Below are 17,587 nucleotides of genomic sequence, written 5' to 3'. Positions count from 1 at the left end.
GATTAATCAACTTTTTTAAGCAGTCCGGTGGTTTTCAACTCAGACTTCTTCATGGGCAGGGGGTGGATGATGATATGGTCAACAATGGTTCTGGAGCCGGTTCCCAGCAGCAGTAAGCCGCCGCGAAAGCCTGTTCCGTTTGCAGGGTAATAATCGATATATAGATGTTTAATGACACCGGAGCTATCGTCGGGTGCATCACCGCCATAAGCGAGATGGCTCACCGAAGGATCGTCCGGGTTATCGAGCAGGTTGTTTTTTCCGGAAGGGGCTGCCTTGCCAAGCACAATAATACCTGCGCCTCCGTTGCTGATTGCTTTTTCCACAACAACATGCACCGGTAATGTGGCGGTGCCTGCGGCGTGGATATATGCGCCCCGGCCGATGATGAGGCCACCGCTATGGCGGCCGGTCTCTTTATTTACCGCCGAAGGCAGTATTTTTATAATAGTACCTGCTTCCAAACGCAGTGTAGCCTCGTTGGTAACGTACACCCAGCCATCGATATACCAGGGATGACTGGCCGTAAGCAGGGTATTGGAGGCTATCACCTGCCGGATGGTATCGTTGGCAGGGATCATTTCCATTTTTATTTCCGGTGAAGCAGAAAGTAATGCTTCATCGTTTTTTTTGCAGCCTGCCGCTATAACGGATAAGCTGCTGATACCATACAGGAGATATGGAAGCAGACGGGTTATATGTTTTTTAGCAGGTTGCATGGTTATTAAAGGTCAATTTCATTTTGAGATATGGCCCCGTTGTTGTCATCGAAAATGGTAGTTATTTTTGATTTTCCTCCAAGGTCGCTGCCCGTGAAAACAAAAAACTCAGATCCATCCGGCTGTAGCACAATCTCTCCGGTAGCAGGATCTCTTAGTTTAGCGGCATAGGTATATACTGAACCATCACTCGCCACTCCTTTAAATCTCATTACAGGAGATAATTGTTTCCGGCCCCAACCTTTTACCGTTACATCAGATTCAAGGATTTCACCGGAAATGGGGTCTAAATAGATAAATGACAGATCGTATACTTCTTTGGGATAAAAGGCTTTACTTAAATTATTAAACAAACGCACATCAAAGGAGTCTTTGGGCACGGTTGAACTACCTCCTGCAGATACAAATCCTTTAAGCCCGAACTCAGGACTGTATGCAAACTTAAATTGTTGTACTGCATTAGGCGCTATGGTAATAAGCGTATCTGCCAGGAATTCATGACTGATGGCATCAAAGGCAGCCAATTTACCTTGTTGTCCTGCCTGAAGCACAAACCTGCTTCCCAGTGCAGTGGTGAGGATGGTATCCAGTTGTTTGCCATCAAAATACATCATTACTTTTGGTGTATTCGGAAGGTTCATGATAGTAACGTTTACTTTACCAAAGTAGTGTTCCTCCGGCAGGTCTCCTTTTCGGCAGGAAATTGCTAACACCCAAACAGAGAAAAAGAGAGCAATGTATTTAATCACAGCAGATGTCATTTTATTCACGTGTAAAAATTGAACAGATAAAATTATGTAACGAAATTTCAACTTATGTTAGCAGATAATGATGGCCATTACTTTTGCGCCCCGGGTAACAATTAAACTGCCGCTGGGTGTTCCGGGATTACCTCCTATGGCAGGTATCCCTTTGATCCCTTTAATCACCGTACCTGCTTCAATAGTTAGCGTAGCATTGTTTGATACATATACCAAGCCATCGAGTTTATATATTTTACAACTTTTCAGTGTCAGGTTGCTGGTAATAACACCGTAAATGGTGCTGTCACCACAGGTGCCTGCCGTTCCGGATGGTCCGCCTGCTACAACTGAACGATGATGGGCCTCATCATTCTTACCTTCCTTCTTACAGGAAGAGGTGGATATTAATCCTGTTAAAATTACAGGTAAGAAGTAAATGAAATTTCTCTTGTACATGGGATGCCGATTGTATAAATAAAACTATAATAACGTATAGGGGAAAGCCCCCTATACGTTATTATGAAGAGGATCTTACAGAACTGTCCAGCCATTAGCCCATGTAGTGTTTCCTGTAGGGAAAGCACCTGCAGCTTTTGCAGGAGACAAAGCTTTTGGAACGTAGTTGCTGAAAGAACGTGGTGAAGCAAACGGGTTTGTTAACTGGATGCTTGCATTAGGATCTGCGTTAACATATCCTTTGTTGGTAGTACCCAGCGGAGTGATAGCAGTAAATGCGGTATTGTTGTACTCTTTATCATACGCCAACAGGTAAGCATGTACATAGTTGGTGGTCAGAGTGGAAGTACCCAACAGATACTTGGAGTAAGTATTGGCAGCAGGTGCAGCAGGTAATGCTGAATCTTGTGAAATACCATAATTGAAACCAAGGAAAATAGAGCTGTTGATAGCAAATTCTGCATTTCTTCTCAGGTGAGCAGCACGGCCATATTTACCAGTACCGGAAGGTGCGCCGTTAGTGATGGACGCAGCTGCAGCAGTAGGCTGACCGATGATGGTGATGTTGTTGTAAGTAGGATGAGTGTACGGAGTCAGTGCAGCGCCAGTGGCGTTGTTATCGCTTTCAAAACCGTTAGACTGGCTCTTGTCAGCGCGGTTAGGGTCAGATACGCCAATAGCGTAAGTGATAGTACCGGAGTAACCATTGTCAGTATCAAACATATCGTCCAATGCATCAATAGCTACCAGGTGAGAAGCGCTTACAGTACCGCCAAAGAATTCGAAAGCATCATCTTTTGATTTGTACACTTCGATGAAATCCAGGGTAGTACCGCTACCAACACCAGCCAGTGTTAAACCATTCAATTCATTGTCAGTTGACAGTTCATAGCCGGCATATTCAATTCTTACATATTTCAGGGTACCGGAGTTGTCGGCAGAAACGTTATTGGTTGGTCCGCCATAGTATGCGCTTACCGGAGAAATGCCACCAATACCTTCTACTTTTACTGAATCCGGATGATTAGTAGGTGCTTTACCTAACAATACAACGCCACCCCAATCACCAGATGCAGGAACTGCTTCATTAGATGTGAAGATAATTGGGTCAGTAGATGTACCAATAGCGATCAATTTAGCGCCACGGGTAACTACCAGTCCGCCTCCTGGTGTGCCAGGATTAGAACCTGAAGGTGGAGTGCCTTTAATACCTTTAATGACAGTACCTGCTTCAACAGTTACAGTTGCGCCGCTGGCAACATATACTAAACCATCAAGTTTGTAAATTTTACAGCTTTTCAGCGTAATGTTACCGGAGATAACACCAGTAATAGTACTGTCGCCGCAAGTACCTGACGCTCCGGAAGGACCGCCGGCTACTACTGAACGACCAGCTACATCGTTGTGTTCTTTTTTGCAGGAAGTGCCTAACATCATACCCAGCAATGCTGCTGCCGATACGAGGGTTACCGCTAAGGGCTTCTTGTTCATGGGATTTTTCTTTTTTAGTTTAAAACAAATGAATTGTGAAATAAAGGATAACAATACCTGATCAGGATATATTTTTGTTACGCGTAAAAAAGGTGTTGTACGCCATTTTTTGTTGCTGACAGACTAAAATTCATAACTAAAAGTGGCGCTGTATGTACGTCCTGGTGTTAGCTTATAATTGATGAAATCTTTTGACGGCTGATATGCCATTTGGGATTTAGTAGGTGATTTTCCATTATTGGAAGCCGCCAGTTCCTCTGCCGAAAGGTTATTTGAATAGATGATGGAGAAGCTATTCAAAATATTACCCACATTCAATCTTACTGCGGCTTTATTCTTTAGTATCCGTACGGCTATTTGCGCATCCAATGCTTCTAAGGGCTTTTCCATTAATGCTCTTAAAGCGTACGTATTGGGCACAAATACGCGGTTCGTTACTTTATTGTAAGCAAGACTGAATGACACCGGTTGCATATCATAGTATAAACCTGCATTGAACATATAGTTGCTGGCCCCCATCTGCGGACGCTTCTCCTCTTCTCCAACTGACTCCAATACATTTATTTTCAGTGGGTTATTTGGATCATTCGCTTTTGCCTCCACGGTCATTGGCTTTACTTTAGCATCCAGGTAGGTGAAATTTCCATACAAAGTAATGTTACGCAATACCGGTACTCGTGTAAAAGCCAGCGATTTCCTGATTTCTATTTCAAAGCCGTAGTCTTTTGCTGATTTACTATTCCTCAACTCAAAAGCATTCGCATCAATTAGCTTAAATATTTCCATTGGATAAGCAAGATCCTTATAAAACAGGGAGGCAGAAATGATCTCTCCCGGGCCAGGGTACCATTCGTAACGCAGATCATAGTGCTTAATAGTGGTAGACTTTATCAGGTCTCCTGTATATTCTCCTCCCAGTTCAAAGTCATATTCCCGGAAAACAGAAAGCTCTCTCAGATCTGGCCGTATAATACTTTCCGAATAGGCAGCGCGAACGTTCATGGATGGGGTCAGGGAATAAGTAAGATTGGCGGAAGGGAAAAAACGCCAGTTCGGTTCCCTGTTTAGCATAGCTGTATAATCATACTCCTGTCCTGGCTCACGCTTTAAACTTTTGAAGGTAGAATCCAGCCTGTCATTTACCCGGTTCAGATTATAGAACTCCGATCTTACTCCCCATACCAGTCTTAGTTTATTACCAATCTTATGATCGAACATGGCAAATAACGCATGCAGAGCAGCCGACTTTCGTTTGAAATTGTCACCAAACTGGCTTACGCCTGTCTGTACATTGTTTTCAGTACTAAATGCTTTCGCAAGCGGGAAATAATTTTGATCCTTGTTCTCAAACTTTGAGGTGGTATTTAATACAAAAAAAAGTCTGTCTTTCACCCAGCCGGCATATCCGCCTTTGAAGGTATTTTCAACTGAAACTTTACCCGCATTAAACTTAAATGGAACTGATACTGCCGCATCCCAGTTATAGTTATTTTCAAATGCCCGACTCCAGAAGCGTAATGCACCTTCGGAGAAATTACTTGTAACCCGCTGAATATTGTAATCATTTAAACCGGCATTGTCCGCCTGCTTGTAATCTGCAAGCATCATGTGATTATCAGGTTTCTGTCTGTCCAGCTTTAAATAACTACCTGTCCATTTTAATTTCACGCCGCGGTTTCCCAATGCATGTTCACCTTTTAGCTGATTCTGCCACAATGATGTTTGCATAGCATTATCAAAGTAACCCAGCGTATTTTCTCCAATTCTTTCATTTATCCCTGTTCCCGCTATCAGCTGTTGATCCAGCGTGCGCAGATACAATGATTGGAAGCCTATCCTGTTCTTTTCGTTACGATAACCGATACCCAGCATCCCGCCCATGTTAGTGGTAAATCCATAACGCTGTCCCTTAAATAACCCGGCATCTGTACCATCCGTCCGCTCTAGAAAATTAAAACCTTCTCTTCCGAGGATAGCGTCCTGTGTAGCCAGTGTATTCCTGTAACTCGCAGATGCTACCACACCCCATTGCTGGCCACCACCAGTCCGAAATACACGGCCAAGGGAGGCCTGGAAATTTGGTGACACCGGCGCCTTCATTTTTGTTATGCCCCAGTTATTGCTTAATGGCAATGAGGTCTTACCCGATTCCTGAAGTTTCTTTATAATATCATCTCTATCTTTCCAGTCAAGCGTGCCAAACAATTTCCTATGACTGCTCACACTACCCCCATACTCCCTTCCGCTCAACGGCAGGGACAAAAAATCCTTCCCTACTGTTTTATCATTATAACTTGCGCCGGCAGCTATATTCAGGAAGTTGCTGGTAGGAATATCCAGTGTATTCACTTCCACTAAACCACCGCCAAATTCGGCATTGCGATCCGGCGTGATTGTTTTTATCACGGTTATGTTCTCTACGATATTGGAAGGGATGATATCAAAACTGAAATTTTTCCGGTTCAATTCTGTGCTGGGCATCACCTGTCCATTCAGCACTGCTTGGTTGTAGCGTTCGCTCAGACCACGTACCACCACATATTTATTGTCGAGGGTAGCCAAACCGCTTACCCGTTTTAATACTTCACCAATATTCTTATCCGGTGTGCGGGCAATCTGTTCTGCACTGATACCATCTGTAATCGCAGCGTTGTTCTTTTGTAAGGCATACAACCCTTCAATAGATGCTTTGCGGTAGTTGCCGGTAACGGTTACTTCTTTCAGTCTTGAACCGTTGCTTTTTAAAGTAATATTCAAAGGGGTTAATCCATTGTCTTTCACCGCTATTTCTGTCACTTTACGTGTTTCAAACGAAACATAACTAAACGTAAGGTTATAGGTACCTGGTGTTAATGCAATATCGTAGGTGCCGTCTACATTGGTGATGGTGCCCTGTCCGCCCTGAACGGCTATGGTTACGCCGGGTAATGGTTCATTTTTACTGTCTACTACTTTCCCGGTGATGCGGCCATTGCTTCTGCTGGCAGGTTTGGCAGCTGCGCCCTTGCGTACTGTGATCACTTTGTCTTCTGTGAGTTCAATATCTAACGGCGCATTATTATCGATATAGTTTAATACTTCTCCCAATGGCGTTCCGGAAAATCTGATCTCATTCATGGCACATTGCTGCAGGTATTCCGGATCATAGATGAATGTATAAGGTGTTTGTTGTTGTAATGCTTTTACGACTTTGGCAGCGTTCGTTTTACTCAGTTGTAATTCTATCTTTTCACTCAGGCGTTTGTATGATTGTGCTGCTGTTATCAGCGGCGACAAGGTTGTTAATAAAACTATCAGAAAGACCACATGACAAGGCATACTTCTTCCTGTACAAAATCTGTTTGTAGATTTTTGCATAAGGCTGTACTTTATTTTTATTGATTTAAAAGATTGAATCTGCCGGGTTGCTCCCGGTGTTAACTACTTGCTGCGGGCATAGAACGTACTGTCATCCACCCGCCTGAACGAGATGTTGTGTACGTACGCCAGTGTTGACAATATTTTTTCCAATGACATATCGCGGTTAAATTCTCCGGAAATTTTCTTTTTTAACAATTGTTGTTCCTCCAGTACAATTCTGCATCCATAGCGCTGTTGTAATTTGGCCAGAACGTCGGCGAGCAGGGTGTTATCGAAATAAATTTTTCCTTTCTTCCAGTCCAGTACCTCATTACTCGCAAAGGCCAGCAGTTGCGGCGCTTTTCCATCCACGTACTGCAACATTTGTCCGGGAAGTAATATTTTATTAAAAGTGTGTTGTATGCTTACAGCTACTTTTCCTTCTATCAAACTTACCTGTATGCTGCCATCTGCTTTGTTGGCAGTGGCGATGTTGAATGCCGTTCCGAGTACGGTGGTGGTCAGGTTGCCGGTGTGTACCAGGAAAGGACGCTCCTCATCTTTTACCACTTTGAAGTAGGCTTCTCCGTTCAGCCATAGTTCGCGACGGTCTTTGTTATAGTCCTGCTGACTGATAAGTGAGGAGTGTGTATTTAACCATACCTCGCTACCATCGGCCATGGTAAATAATTGTATGTTGTTGGTGTTGTTGCTGAGTGTATCCCTTTTCAGTGCAACAGGTCTTTTGGTGCTGCCATGCTGCCAGAAAAATCCCATAACGGTAATAGCGCCCAATACCGCTGCCGCAGCAGCTCCATACCAGATACGGTGTATGGTTGTTTTCTTCACCACGGGTTCGTTCGCTTCCGTCCATTTTTGCATCATAAACTCGTCCAGCAGGCGAGTGTCCGACCCGGAAAGCCACGCTTCAACAGCAGTGACCTCCTGTTCTGTACAATCGCCTTTAAAATACTTTTCAAGTAGTTGTTTGTCCATATCCCTTCTTTGGGTGTTTTCAAGAAGAGTACGTCCGGGAGGAAAGATGTTCCTAGTCGGATTTACGGGTTAACAATTTGGTAATAGTAACCCGGGGAATTTGCCGCGATAATAGAATTATACCCTTTCCTGCTGCATTATGGCGAATTTAGCATCGAAAATGGGTAATCCGGTATATACTCGGTATTAAAAGAAGTACTATTTTAGTTTATTCATGACCAGGAGCAGTAAAGATCAGGATTATTCTTCTTTTTGGATGTGGGGCGATCTTACCGCATTTAAGGAGATAATGAAGGCATTCACCGCCTCATTAAAATACTTCGCGTGCAGTATTGTTGGTAATGAAGCAGAAGCAGAAGAAATAGTGGCAGACGTATTTATTAAAATATGGCAGCAAAGAGAACATATTACCCCACCGGAAAGCCTGCAGTACTACCTTTTTAAAGCCGTTAAAAATACAGCCCTCAACTATCTTAAGAGCAATGGGCGGAGAAGCGCACATTATTCGGCCTGGGAAATACAGGTAAACCCGCATCGCTCCCAAAGCCCGGAAGATATCCTGATCAGCAAGGAACAGGTAGACCAGATCCGGGACGCCATACAATCGTTACCTCCCCGCTGCCGGCAAATCTTTATCCTCGTAAAGGAGGAAGGACTTACCTACGAACAGGTGGCAGTACTCCTGGACTTATCAAAAGCCACCGTAAATGTTCAAATGACCCTTGCCCTGAAGAAAATATGGGCGGCACTGGGTACCACCATCAAATATTCCTACTCATAATTTTTTTTCACCGCGGTTAATTGTTTTCTTTTTGGGAGTTGTCTTACTCTTGAATTAACCGAAAATTAGACTTTCTGTAAATGACCAAGCGGTTATCGGAGTTATTGGCCTTGCACTGGAGCGGAGAAATTTCCGACGAAGAAAAGGCGGAACTGGATGAATTGTTATTGCAGCATCCGGGCGACTGGCTGAAAGCAGGCCAGCTGGAGCAACTTGTGTTCAGTAAGGTAACTGCTGACGAAGAGGATAAAGTAAACAGCCTGATTGACCGGGTGAGTAATATTATAGGCGATGAAAACCGGCCACAGCTACCCCTGATGCCGGCCACGGCGCCCAGGCGTTTTCGTGCCCGTACGTTGCTTGTTGCGCTATTGCTGCTTGTTGCGGGCGGCGGGATGCTGTTTACCTGGCTGTACAGGGCCCAGGGATATAAGATCGTGACCACGGATGTGGGAATGAAAACCAAGATCCGTTTGGCAGATGGCAGCAGCATCATCCTGAATGCGGGCAGCACGCTGCGATATCCGGAAAAGATGGACAAGGGCATACGGGAGGTATATCTTAACGGCGAAGCCTTTTTTGATATAAAACACGCTGCCAGTCGCCCGTTTATTATACATGCGGAAAAAATGGATGTCCGCGTGCTGGGTACCAGCTTTAATGTGCGGGCCTATAAAGAGGAAGATTTCGAAGAAACGGCCGTTATATCCGGAGCAGTGGAAATGGTGGTAAAAGAGGATAAACAGGTGATCCGGATTGCTCCCAACGAAAAAGTGCTGCTCCATAAAAATGCTGATCACGAAAAAACAAAAACAAATAATACCACGGCTGCCACCGGAAAACAGGCAGCAGCAATTGAACGCAGTCCTTTATCGCCTATTTCCGCGGCCGACAGCAACCACGTGCTGGAAACCGCCTGGCTCAACAACCAACTTATCTTTCAGAATGAAACATTGTCCACTATTGCGCAAAGACTGGAACGCTGGTATGGGGTAAAGATTGTCATCAGGGATCCGCAACTGGCTGCTTTAAGGTTCTCTGGCCGGGCCGATAATGTATCCATCGAAAAATTGCTGAACATTTTGCAGGAAATTCAACCATTCAAGTACTCCGTCCAGGATGATATAGTAACGATTAACTAAACCTTTTCAGCATGAATATTAGTGCCATTATTGGGGAGCACCCTCCCTAGCGGGATTGCTATGCCGGGTAGTTCCTGCCATCGACCATCATCGAATTCCACATTTATTGAGTTTTAATAAGAATCTTCCAGGTTATGAAAATAGCAACCAAACAAACCACGTTTGTACTACCAAGTTATGGACGAAAATTGTTACTGATGTTTAAATTCACCGGCGTGTTGTTCCTGCTCTTTTTCCAGGCATCCGCATCAGGGTATTCACAGAATACCATCTCTGTTTCTTTTGTAAAAACAGATGTAGAAAAGGTATTTCACTATCTCGAAAGGAAGTCAGGCTATACTTTCTATTACAGCAATACTGCCATAGAAAAGCTGCCGAAACTGACCCTCACCATGGAAAAGGCCGATATCAGGGATGTATTGAATGAAGTAGCCCGGCAAACCGGTCTCCATTATGCCATCATGGAAAATAATATGGTGGTGTTCAAGAATGCGGCCGATCAGATCCATTCAAAGAAAATTACAGGTAAAGTAGTAGATGAAAAAGGTCACCCGCTGCCTAATATCACCGTACAAGTAAAAGGCACCACCACCGGTACACTAACAACCGTGGAAGGACAATTTGCATTACAGGTACCAGATAACGCCGTACTGGTTATTTCCGCCATCGGCTTCTTAAAACAGGAGATCGTTATCACTGATCAAACAGTATTAACAATTGTATTAAAGGAAGACGTAGCCGGACTAAACGAGGTGGTAGTAGTAGGGTACGGCACACAGGAAAAACATAAACTGACCAGCGCCGTGGCCACCATATCCGGCGCAGATTTGAATAAGCGGGTAGCCACCAACCCGGTTTCCCTGTTACAGGGCCAGCTGCCTGGCTTACAGGTAACACAGGGCTCCGGCGAACCGGGAAACGAAAACATACAATTGCGTATCAGGGGGGTCAGCACCTTCAGCGGCGCCGGTAATGACCCGTTGGTAATCGTAGACGGGCTGCCAGGAAGTATGACGGCACTAAATCCCAATGATATAGAATCCATATCTGTATTGAAAGATGCAGCTTCCGCGGCTATCTATGGCTCCCGTGGTGCTAACGGGGTGATCGTAGTTAAAACAAAAAAAGGGAAGAACGGTTTTTCGCTGACCTACGGTTATAACCTGGGAATCTCCAAAGCCGCTAAACTGCCGGATATTATTTCCAATTCTGCTGAATACATGCAGCTCTCCAACGAGGCCAGAACTAATTCAGGTCTTGCCCCATTATATGAGCAGCAGCAAATAGACCTGTATAAAAACGCTACTGACCGCGTTAAATATCCCAATCACAACTGGCTGGACGACATATTCCAAACCGGGTACACACAGAACCATTACCTGAATATGAGTGGTGGAAAAGATAATACCAACTATAGCGTTGGTATTGGCATCACCAATCAGCCGGGTGTATTGATCGGTTTCGATTATAAAAAATATACCCTGGATCTTGGTCTCAGCTCCCGGGTCACCAAAAGGGTGACCATCGGTACCAATGTACAGATGCGTTATGCCAACAGGAAGTATCCCGAAAACGGCGCCGGTGACATGTTCCTCTCTGCCCTGGCCCAGTCGCCGTTATATCCCGCTTCCAGCGACGGAAAGTGGATCAAGAAAGCCTATTCCAACGAATTGGGTAACAAAAACCCGGTAGCCATCGTAGATGAAGATATACGGGTACGTACCAACGATTACTACGCACAGGGTAATTTATCCCTGGATGTGGATATCGTGGATGGATTAAGATGGGAAAACAGAGCGGGTATGAACTACGACAACTACAAATACAATGATTTCAGACCTGTAATACCTACTTATTACTTTAGTGATATGAGCCCTGCCGGATTGCTTGATGATGGTACACCGGGGCTGAGCGTGGGTAATAGCGGAAATATCTACACGGTATATTACACACAGTTTACCTATAAAAAGAAATTCGGTCAGCATAGCCTGAATGCCCTCGGCGGTTTCCAGCAGGAGCAGAATAAGGCCGATAACCTGGACGCTTCGCGTACACAGTTTGCCTCCAACCTGCTGAGAGAAATTGATGCCGGGCCAACCGATGGGCAACGTAACAACGGTAACTCCAGCCAATGGGCTATCCAGTCGTTTTATGGTAATGCTAACTACGACTACCGCGATAAATACCTGTTTAGTACCAGTGTACGATATGATGGTACGTCAAGACTGCCATCAGATACCCGCTGGGGCTTGTTTTATTCCTTTGCAGGCGCATGGCGTATGTCTGAAGAATCATTCCTGAAAAATGTTTCCTGGATCAATGACCTGAAACTGCGCGCCTCCTGGGGGCAGCTGGGTAACCAGAACATCGGTACTTACCCTTATCAATCCACACTGGACAACCGCCCCTATGTTTTCGGCTCTAATGTGGCCGTGGGCTTTAACGGCAGCCAGATCATAGATCCGGGGCTTACCTGGGAAACAACACGGGTGCTGGATTTTGGTATTAACCTGACCGCCCTGGATAATAAACTCACTTTTACCGGCGACTGGTTTAACAAAAATACCTTTGACATTTTGCGTGCATCACAGGTGCCGCTATGGCTGGGTTTAAAGGCGCCCACCATCAACAATGGTGCAGTGAGGAACAAAGGGGTGGAGTTTAACATACAATATAACGACCGTATCGGGAAGAATTTCACCTGGTATGTAGGCGCTAATTTCCAGAGCTATAAAAACATGCTGGAAACATTTGGTAAAAGGGAAATTGCCGGTAATACCATCCGGGAAGAAGGACACCCGCTGGATGAATACTACGTGTATATATGGGATGGCATTTTCCAGAGCACGGATGAAATTGCAAAATCACCTAAACAGCCAGTGGCGGCCACTCCCGGCGATCTGAAAATAAAAGACGTGAACGGCGATGGCGTGATTGATGATAAAGACCGCACCTACGTAGGCGGTAAATACCCAACCGCACAATATGCTTTTAACCTGGGCGCCTCCTGGAAAAATTTTGATCTGAGTGCACAGTTATACGGCTCTTCAGGCCAAAAGATCTATGTAAATGGATGGGGAATTGAACCATTCAGACAAGGTTCCGTACCCACCACCGACTGGCGCAACCGCTGGACACCGGAAAATCATAGCAACACCATGCCTAAAATCTATGTAGCCGATGGATACGCGCCTGTTCAAAATTATGCGTCGACCTATTTCCTCAAGGATGCCTCTTTTTTCAGGCTCAGAAATGTACAGCTGGGCTATAATATACCTGCTTCCACTATCGCCAGGATTGGTATGAAGTCGCTGCGCGTATACTTTACAGCGGATAATGTATTTACCGTCAGCAAATTCCCGGGCCTGGATCCGGAACGTGTAGGCGACGGTACCTATGTGACCTACCCGCAAACCAAAACATACACATTCGGCGCCATGGTGCAGTTTTAATTTCTTCCTGTTAAAAGAATCAGTTATGAAAAAAAATCAGATACTAATCATCGCAGTTACAGCACTCATGATATTCAGCGGATGTAAGAAAGTGCTGGATGTGACACCGCCCGATAAACTGGCATCTTCCCTGTTCTGGAAAACCCCGGAAGATGCCGATAAAGCGCTGACAGGTTTATATAACTACCTGTATGCCGACGGACAAGGATATGCTACTTCCCAGTACACCGTTTTTGCCTGGGATAATTTTACCGACGATTCCTATGGACAATATAATTACGGCGGAGGCCTGAACGCCCTTACTTCGGGCATTACACCGCAGTCCGGCGACTTTGTAAAGGCTTATTACACCAACTGTTACCAGGCCATCGCCGCGGCTAATTCGTTCCTGGCCAATGTGGAAAAGGTGGTGAGTGGAGATAAACTTAAACTATACAAAGGAGAGGCATATTTTCTCCGCGCATTTAATTACTTCTGGCTGGCACAGCTCTATGGAAATACGGTGATTACTACAGAAGATCCTTTCACCGTTGACTATACTTCCTCCCGCGCCAAATCCAACAGGGATGAGGTGTTGAAGCTGGTGCTGACCGACCTGGATGCTGCCATTGCTGCTTTACCGGATGCTGCCTACAGTGACGGACATGCTGTAAAAGCCACCGCCCAGGGGTACAAGGTAAGAGTGCTGCTTTTCCAGAAACAGTATGCTGCCGCCGCCGCGCTGGCAAAAGAAATTATGACTGCCAATAAATTCAGCCTGAACCCGAATTATGCAGGCAATTTCTATAAACCCGACCAGAACAACAGTAAAGAAATCCTTTTTTCTGTAAGATACCTGCGGCCGAATATGCTGCACCAGGATGTAGCGATCGCCGTAAACTTGCAGCGCTGGAAAGGGCAGCAGGGAACACAGGACCTGATCAATGAGTACGAAGCCGCAGATGGGAAAGATACCGCCTCTTCAGGTGTTTATGTGCCGGGTAAACCATTCGAAAACCGCGATCCGCGCATGCGTCAGACATTCTTTTTCCCCGGTGATACAAAAGCACAGGGATGGCCTTTTACAGGTGCGCTCTCCATTGCCACACCAGGAAAAGACAGCTGGACAAAAGGGTATTATGCTGTGAAAAAATGGCTGGATCCCAGCTTAACAGATCCTGATTACGGTACCATCGACGACAACGACTTTGTACTGCTCCGTTATGCAGATATCCTGCTGATGTATGCAGAAGCGCAAAATGAAGCCGCTGGTCCGGATGCCAGTGTGTACGCCGCCATTAAACTGGTGAGGAACCGCAGTAATATGCCGGACCTGCCTGCCGGTTTATCAGCAACGGATATGCGTGCCCGTATCCGCCATGAAAGACGCGTGGAATTTGCACTGGAAGGAATCCGTTATTTCGACCTCAGAAGATGGGGCATTGCCGTGCAGAAACTGAACGGATTTGTACCCAATCCTTTGCAGCCTACAGTCAAAACAAAGTACCAGGCTAACTATGAGTTCTGGCCTATCCCGCAAGGCGAAATTGACCGTAATGCGCCCGCACTGGAGCAGAACCCCGGATACTAGGTAAGAATAATCTACACATATCAGCAAACGCAGTAAAACAATAACTACTTATTGTTTTACTGCGTTTGCCGTTTTTATAATAATATCAAAGAGAAATTGCTTTCACTTATTTTTGCGGATGGAAAATGTGGAGCGTATTATTACTATAAAAGAAGAAACTATGAACAAAAGAATAGCACTGGTTACCTATCAGCAACAGGAAAGGTATAATTCAGGCGTAAGCGACAATGAAGATGAAAACCTGCTCCGCTTTCTGCGTGAAAAAGGAGTCGATATTGAACCCGTTATCTGGAATGCGCCCGGCGTTAACTGGCAGCAATATGATGTGGCTATCATCAAATCGCCCTGGGACTATCATGAACAGATCGACACTTTTTACAACTGGCTGCATGCCACCGGGCAGGCTGGTGTACAATTCCTGAACCCGGCGGATATCATGATCTGGAACAGCAATAAAAAATACCTCCTCGAAATAGCGGCGGCAGGGTTACCTGTTATCCCGAGCGTGCTGGTTGAAAAAGGCAGCAACCCCGACTGGCACTCGTTTTTCGGTCTTTGGCATACCGACAAAATAGTGGTAAAGCCTTGTGTGAGCGCAGGCGCCAAAAATACCCTGCTGCTAACAACAGGAGAAATAGATGCAAAACAAACGGAATTGAAAGCCCTGTTGCAGGCGGAAGATTATCTTGTACAGCCCTTTATGAAGGAGATCGGAGAAGGAGAGTGGTCGTTCATGTTTTTCGGCGGACAGTTCAGTCATGTGTTGCTGAAAACGCCCAAAAATGGCGATTTCAGGGTCCAGCATTACCACGGCGGCAGTTTCCGGGAAGTCGCGTCTACCGATGAGCATATCCGCAAAGCCGGCGCCTTTGTAGAACGCTTTGCAAAAGGATCGCTGTATGTGCGGGTAGATGGTGTTATAAAGGACGGCGAGTTTTACCTGATGGAACTGGAAATGATTGAGCCGTACTTATATTTGAGCACCGCGGAAAAAGGCTATGAAAATTATTATCGTGCCCTGATTGAAATATTGGCCCCAGGCCATCAACAGTGAACTATAAAAAGTGAGCAATGAAAATCAACCTGTTTTTCCATACCTGGAGAAAACTTGGTCTGACAGGCGTTTAGCTGTTTTCAGGCATCTTACTCTCACAGGCACAATTGCCGAATTACGCCCTGTTGCTGAATGGCAAGGATCGAATCATTTGGCGGTACTCACGGCGTTTGAAGAAGGCGTAAAGCAGAAAGCAAAAAGCTACTGTAGCGAATGAACTAATCGGATATCGTATTCCGCATTAATCATTCGCTACAGTAGCTTTTTGCTTTCTGCTTTACGCCTTGAGCTTCCCCTAGAAGCCCGGGTTATTCGGCAGCAGATTCGGATTTACGTCCAGTTCCTGTTTAGGTACCGGGAACAGTAAATTCTTTTCTGCAAAAGTGGCGTTAAACACGGTGGTATGACCTATAAAGTTATCCCAGTTGCCGGTTACGTCGTTGTGTACTTTCCTGGTGCGGATCATATCAAACCACATTTTATTTTCAAAGCACAATTCGAAGTAACGTTGCAGCCACACTTCCTGTTCGAAAGCGGTTTGCGTCATACTAGCCGGCAGCGGCGCCAGTTTGGCGCGTAAACGGATATCGTTTACATACCTTTTTGCATCTGCATTAGGCCCGCCTTCTGCGCGGTTGGATGCTTCCGCATACATCAGGTATACATCGGCCAGCCGGTACACGGTGTAGTTGAGATCGGATTTTGCCGTATTTCTCACCGCCAGCGAATCGAAGAATTTATAGATGTATGTATTCCGGAATGTTACCGTATCTGTGCCATTGATTTTCCGGTATTTGGTGTAGAAGAATTGTCTTTCCTGCGCCCGTTTATCTCCTGCAGGAAACGACTTGATAAACTGCGGGGTAGGATACACGGAACCGTATTCGTCAGAATATTTAGAGATACCCGCATAGTTCGGAATCGTCAGCGCCGTAAGCGGGTTGGTAGACGGTACCGATGCTGCATACTGTACCTGGAATATGAATTCACCGATATTTTTATTACCGGGATTGATCATATCTGTATATTCTTTGAACAGGGAAGCACCGCTGTTGGTAATCACTGCTTTGGAAGCGGCGGCCGACAAGGCATAGTATTGTGCCCCGCCATTAATGGCTGCACCTGCGTAAGTGAGGTATACATCTGCCAGCAGCGACTGGATCATGCTCATACTAACACCACCTGTATTGTCTTTCCAGGGAAGTGTTGACTTGGCTGCTTCTACCAGGTCAGGAATGATAATACTGTCGTAGATCGCTTTGGCAGGGGAGCGCGACAGGTTCAGGTTGGGTGGCGTAGGTACGGTAGGTACCACGGTTATTTTAGGAACTGCACCATAGAGCCGTACCAGGTAAAAATAATACAATGCCCGTAATGCCCTTGCTTCCGCCAACTGGTTGGTGGTAGTGGCAGGCGCCTGAATGGCTTTTGGAATGTTTTCAATGGCCAGGTTACATGCGCCTACGCCCAGGTACATACGTTGCCACCAGGTATCTACGTAAAAGGAGGTGATGTTGTAGCTAAGGTTCTGGAAGTTGATGAACCCGGTTTGGCCCAGATCACTATTTGCCTTACCGGTCATAAACTCCATGAGGTTATAGGTATTACCTCCATAAGAAGAAGGTTGTCCCCATATCAGCCCCTGCAGGTTCTGATAGCAGCCATTGGCAAATGCGCGTGCTACTTTTGGACTGGTGAGATCGGCATCCGGTGTCAGGAAGTTCGTGGGCTGTTCTTCCAGGAACTTTTTGCAGGAACAACTCAGCAACACCAGCAAGGCTATTAATATATGTTTTGTCGTTTTCATTTTCAGATTTTTTAATTCACTAAAATGATATCACATC

General features: G+C 45.5%; 12 protein-coding genes. 5 read left to right on the top strand and 7 right to left on the bottom strand.

Annotated elements, in window-relative coordinates; all coding sequences use genetic code 11:
* Window positions 1-2 precede the first annotated feature (2 nt).
* The 6 genes from KE626_RS08305 to KE626_RS08280 form a co-directional block, all read right to left on the bottom strand.
* Complete coding sequence (locus KE626_RS08305; RefSeq protein ID WP_211972410.1) at window positions 3-719, bottom strand: hypothetical protein; 717 nt, start codon at window positions 717-719, stop codon at window positions 3-5.
* Window positions 720-724: 5 nt separating this feature from the next.
* On the bottom strand, window positions 725-1,468 hold the full coding sequence (locus KE626_RS08300; RefSeq protein WP_211972409.1) for a hypothetical protein: 744 nt from the start codon (window positions 1,466-1,468) through the stop codon (window positions 725-727).
* A gap of 69 nt (window positions 1,469-1,537) precedes the next feature.
* The gene (locus KE626_RS08295; RefSeq protein WP_211972408.1) at window positions 1,538-1,918 is read right to left on the bottom strand and encodes a hypothetical protein; all 381 of its coding nucleotides are present in this window, start codon (window positions 1,916-1,918) and stop codon (window positions 1,538-1,540) included.
* Between the two features lie 75 nt (window positions 1,919-1,993).
* Window positions 1,994-3,409 (bottom strand): hypothetical protein, encoded by a 1,416-nt coding sequence (locus KE626_RS08290; RefSeq protein WP_211972407.1) that lies wholly within the window; start codon window positions 3,407-3,409, stop codon window positions 1,994-1,996.
* Window positions 3,410-3,532: 123 nt separating this feature from the next.
* Entirely contained in the window at window positions 3,533-6,766 is a 3,234-nt protein-coding gene (locus KE626_RS08285; RefSeq protein WP_211972406.1) for a TonB-dependent receptor, read from the bottom strand.
* Between the two features lie 63 nt (window positions 6,767-6,829).
* On the bottom strand, window positions 6,830-7,744 hold the full coding sequence (locus KE626_RS08280; protein WP_211972405.1) for a FecR family protein: 915 nt from the start codon (window positions 7,742-7,744) through the stop codon (window positions 6,830-6,832).
* A gap of 214 nt (window positions 7,745-7,958) precedes the next feature.
* Here KE626_RS08280 and KE626_RS08275 point away from each other — a divergent pair, with 214 nt between their 5' ends.
* The 5 genes from KE626_RS08275 to KE626_RS08255 all read left to right on the top strand — a co-directional run bounded on the left by KE626_RS08275 (window position 7,959) and on the right by KE626_RS08255 (window position 15,743).
* Window positions 7,959-8,525, top strand: a complete 567-nt coding sequence (locus tag KE626_RS08275) for an RNA polymerase sigma-70 factor (RefSeq protein WP_211972404.1) — start codon at window positions 7,959-7,961, stop codon at window positions 8,523-8,525.
* A gap of 80 nt (window positions 8,526-8,605) precedes the next feature.
* Window positions 8,606-9,667 (top strand): FecR family protein, encoded by a 1,062-nt coding sequence (locus tag KE626_RS08270; protein WP_211972403.1) that lies wholly within the window; start codon window positions 8,606-8,608, stop codon window positions 9,665-9,667.
* A gap of 134 nt (window positions 9,668-9,801) precedes the next feature.
* Window positions 9,802-13,119, top strand: coding sequence for a SusC/RagA family TonB-linked outer membrane protein (locus KE626_RS08265; RefSeq protein ID WP_211972402.1), 3,318 nt, complete (start codon window positions 9,802-9,804; stop codon window positions 13,117-13,119).
* A 25-nt stretch (window positions 13,120-13,144) separates the two neighbouring features.
* On the top strand, window positions 13,145-14,689 hold the full coding sequence (locus KE626_RS08260; RefSeq protein WP_211972401.1) for a RagB/SusD family nutrient uptake outer membrane protein: 1,545 nt from the start codon (window positions 13,145-13,147) through the stop codon (window positions 14,687-14,689).
* A 160-nt stretch (window positions 14,690-14,849) separates the two neighbouring features.
* Window positions 14,850-15,743, top strand: a complete 894-nt coding sequence (locus KE626_RS08255; protein WP_211972400.1) for an ATP-grasp domain-containing protein — start codon at window positions 14,850-14,852, stop codon at window positions 15,741-15,743.
* A gap of 295 nt (window positions 15,744-16,038) precedes the next feature.
* Here KE626_RS08255 and KE626_RS08250 read toward each other — a convergent pair whose 3' ends face one another.
* Window positions 16,039-17,550: a RagB/SusD family nutrient uptake outer membrane protein gene (locus tag KE626_RS08250; protein WP_211972399.1), complete on the bottom strand. Its 1,512-nt coding sequence runs from the start codon at window positions 17,548-17,550 to the stop codon at window positions 16,039-16,041.
* Window positions 17,551-17,587: the final 37 nt, after the last annotated feature.

It is taken from the genome of Chitinophaga hostae (genome assembly GCF_018224885.1).
In the GTDB taxonomy this organism is placed as follows: domain Bacteria; phylum Bacteroidota; class Bacteroidia; order Chitinophagales; family Chitinophagaceae; genus Chitinophaga; species Chitinophaga hostae.
The sequence above is the reverse complement of the archived record's forward strand: the minus strand, read 5'-3'. Positions and strand labels throughout refer to the sequence as shown.

What these genes read in the sequence shown, in the direction of transcription:
- KE626_RS08265 (WP_211972402.1), top strand. Translation starts at nt 9,802, where the DNA reads ATGAAAATAGCAACCAAACAAACCACGTTTGTACTACCAAGTTATGGA.
- KE626_RS08255 (WP_211972400.1), top strand. Translation starts at nt 14,850, where the DNA reads ATGAACAAAAGAATAGCACTGGTTACCTATCAGCAACAGGAAAGGTAT.
- KE626_RS08250 (WP_211972399.1), bottom strand. Translation starts at nt 17,550, where the DNA reads ATGAAAACGACAAAACATATATTAATAGCCTTGCTGGTGTTGCTGAGT.
- KE626_RS08260 (WP_211972401.1), top strand. Translation starts at nt 13,145, where the DNA reads ATGAAAAAAAATCAGATACTAATCATCGCAGTTACAGCACTCATGATA.
- KE626_RS08305 (WP_211972410.1), bottom strand. Translation starts at nt 719, where the DNA reads ATGCAACCTGCTAAAAAACATATAACCCGTCTGCTTCCATATCTCCTG.
- KE626_RS08275 (WP_211972404.1), top strand. Translation starts at nt 7,959, where the DNA reads ATGACCAGGAGCAGTAAAGATCAGGATTATTCTTCTTTTTGGATGTGG.
- KE626_RS08270 (WP_211972403.1), top strand. Translation starts at nt 8,606, where the DNA reads ATGACCAAGCGGTTATCGGAGTTATTGGCCTTGCACTGGAGCGGAGAA.
- KE626_RS08280 (WP_211972405.1), bottom strand. Translation starts at nt 7,744, where the DNA reads ATGGACAAACAACTACTTGAAAAGTATTTTAAAGGCGATTGTACAGAA.
- KE626_RS08285 (WP_211972406.1), bottom strand. Translation starts at nt 6,766, where the DNA reads ATGCAAAAATCTACAAACAGATTTTGTACAGGAAGAAGTATGCCTTGT.
- KE626_RS08295 (WP_211972408.1), bottom strand. Translation starts at nt 1,918, where the DNA reads ATGTACAAGAGAAATTTCATTTACTTCTTACCTGTAATTTTAACAGGA.
- KE626_RS08290 (WP_211972407.1), bottom strand. Translation starts at nt 3,409, where the DNA reads ATGAACAAGAAGCCCTTAGCGGTAACCCTCGTATCGGCAGCAGCATTG.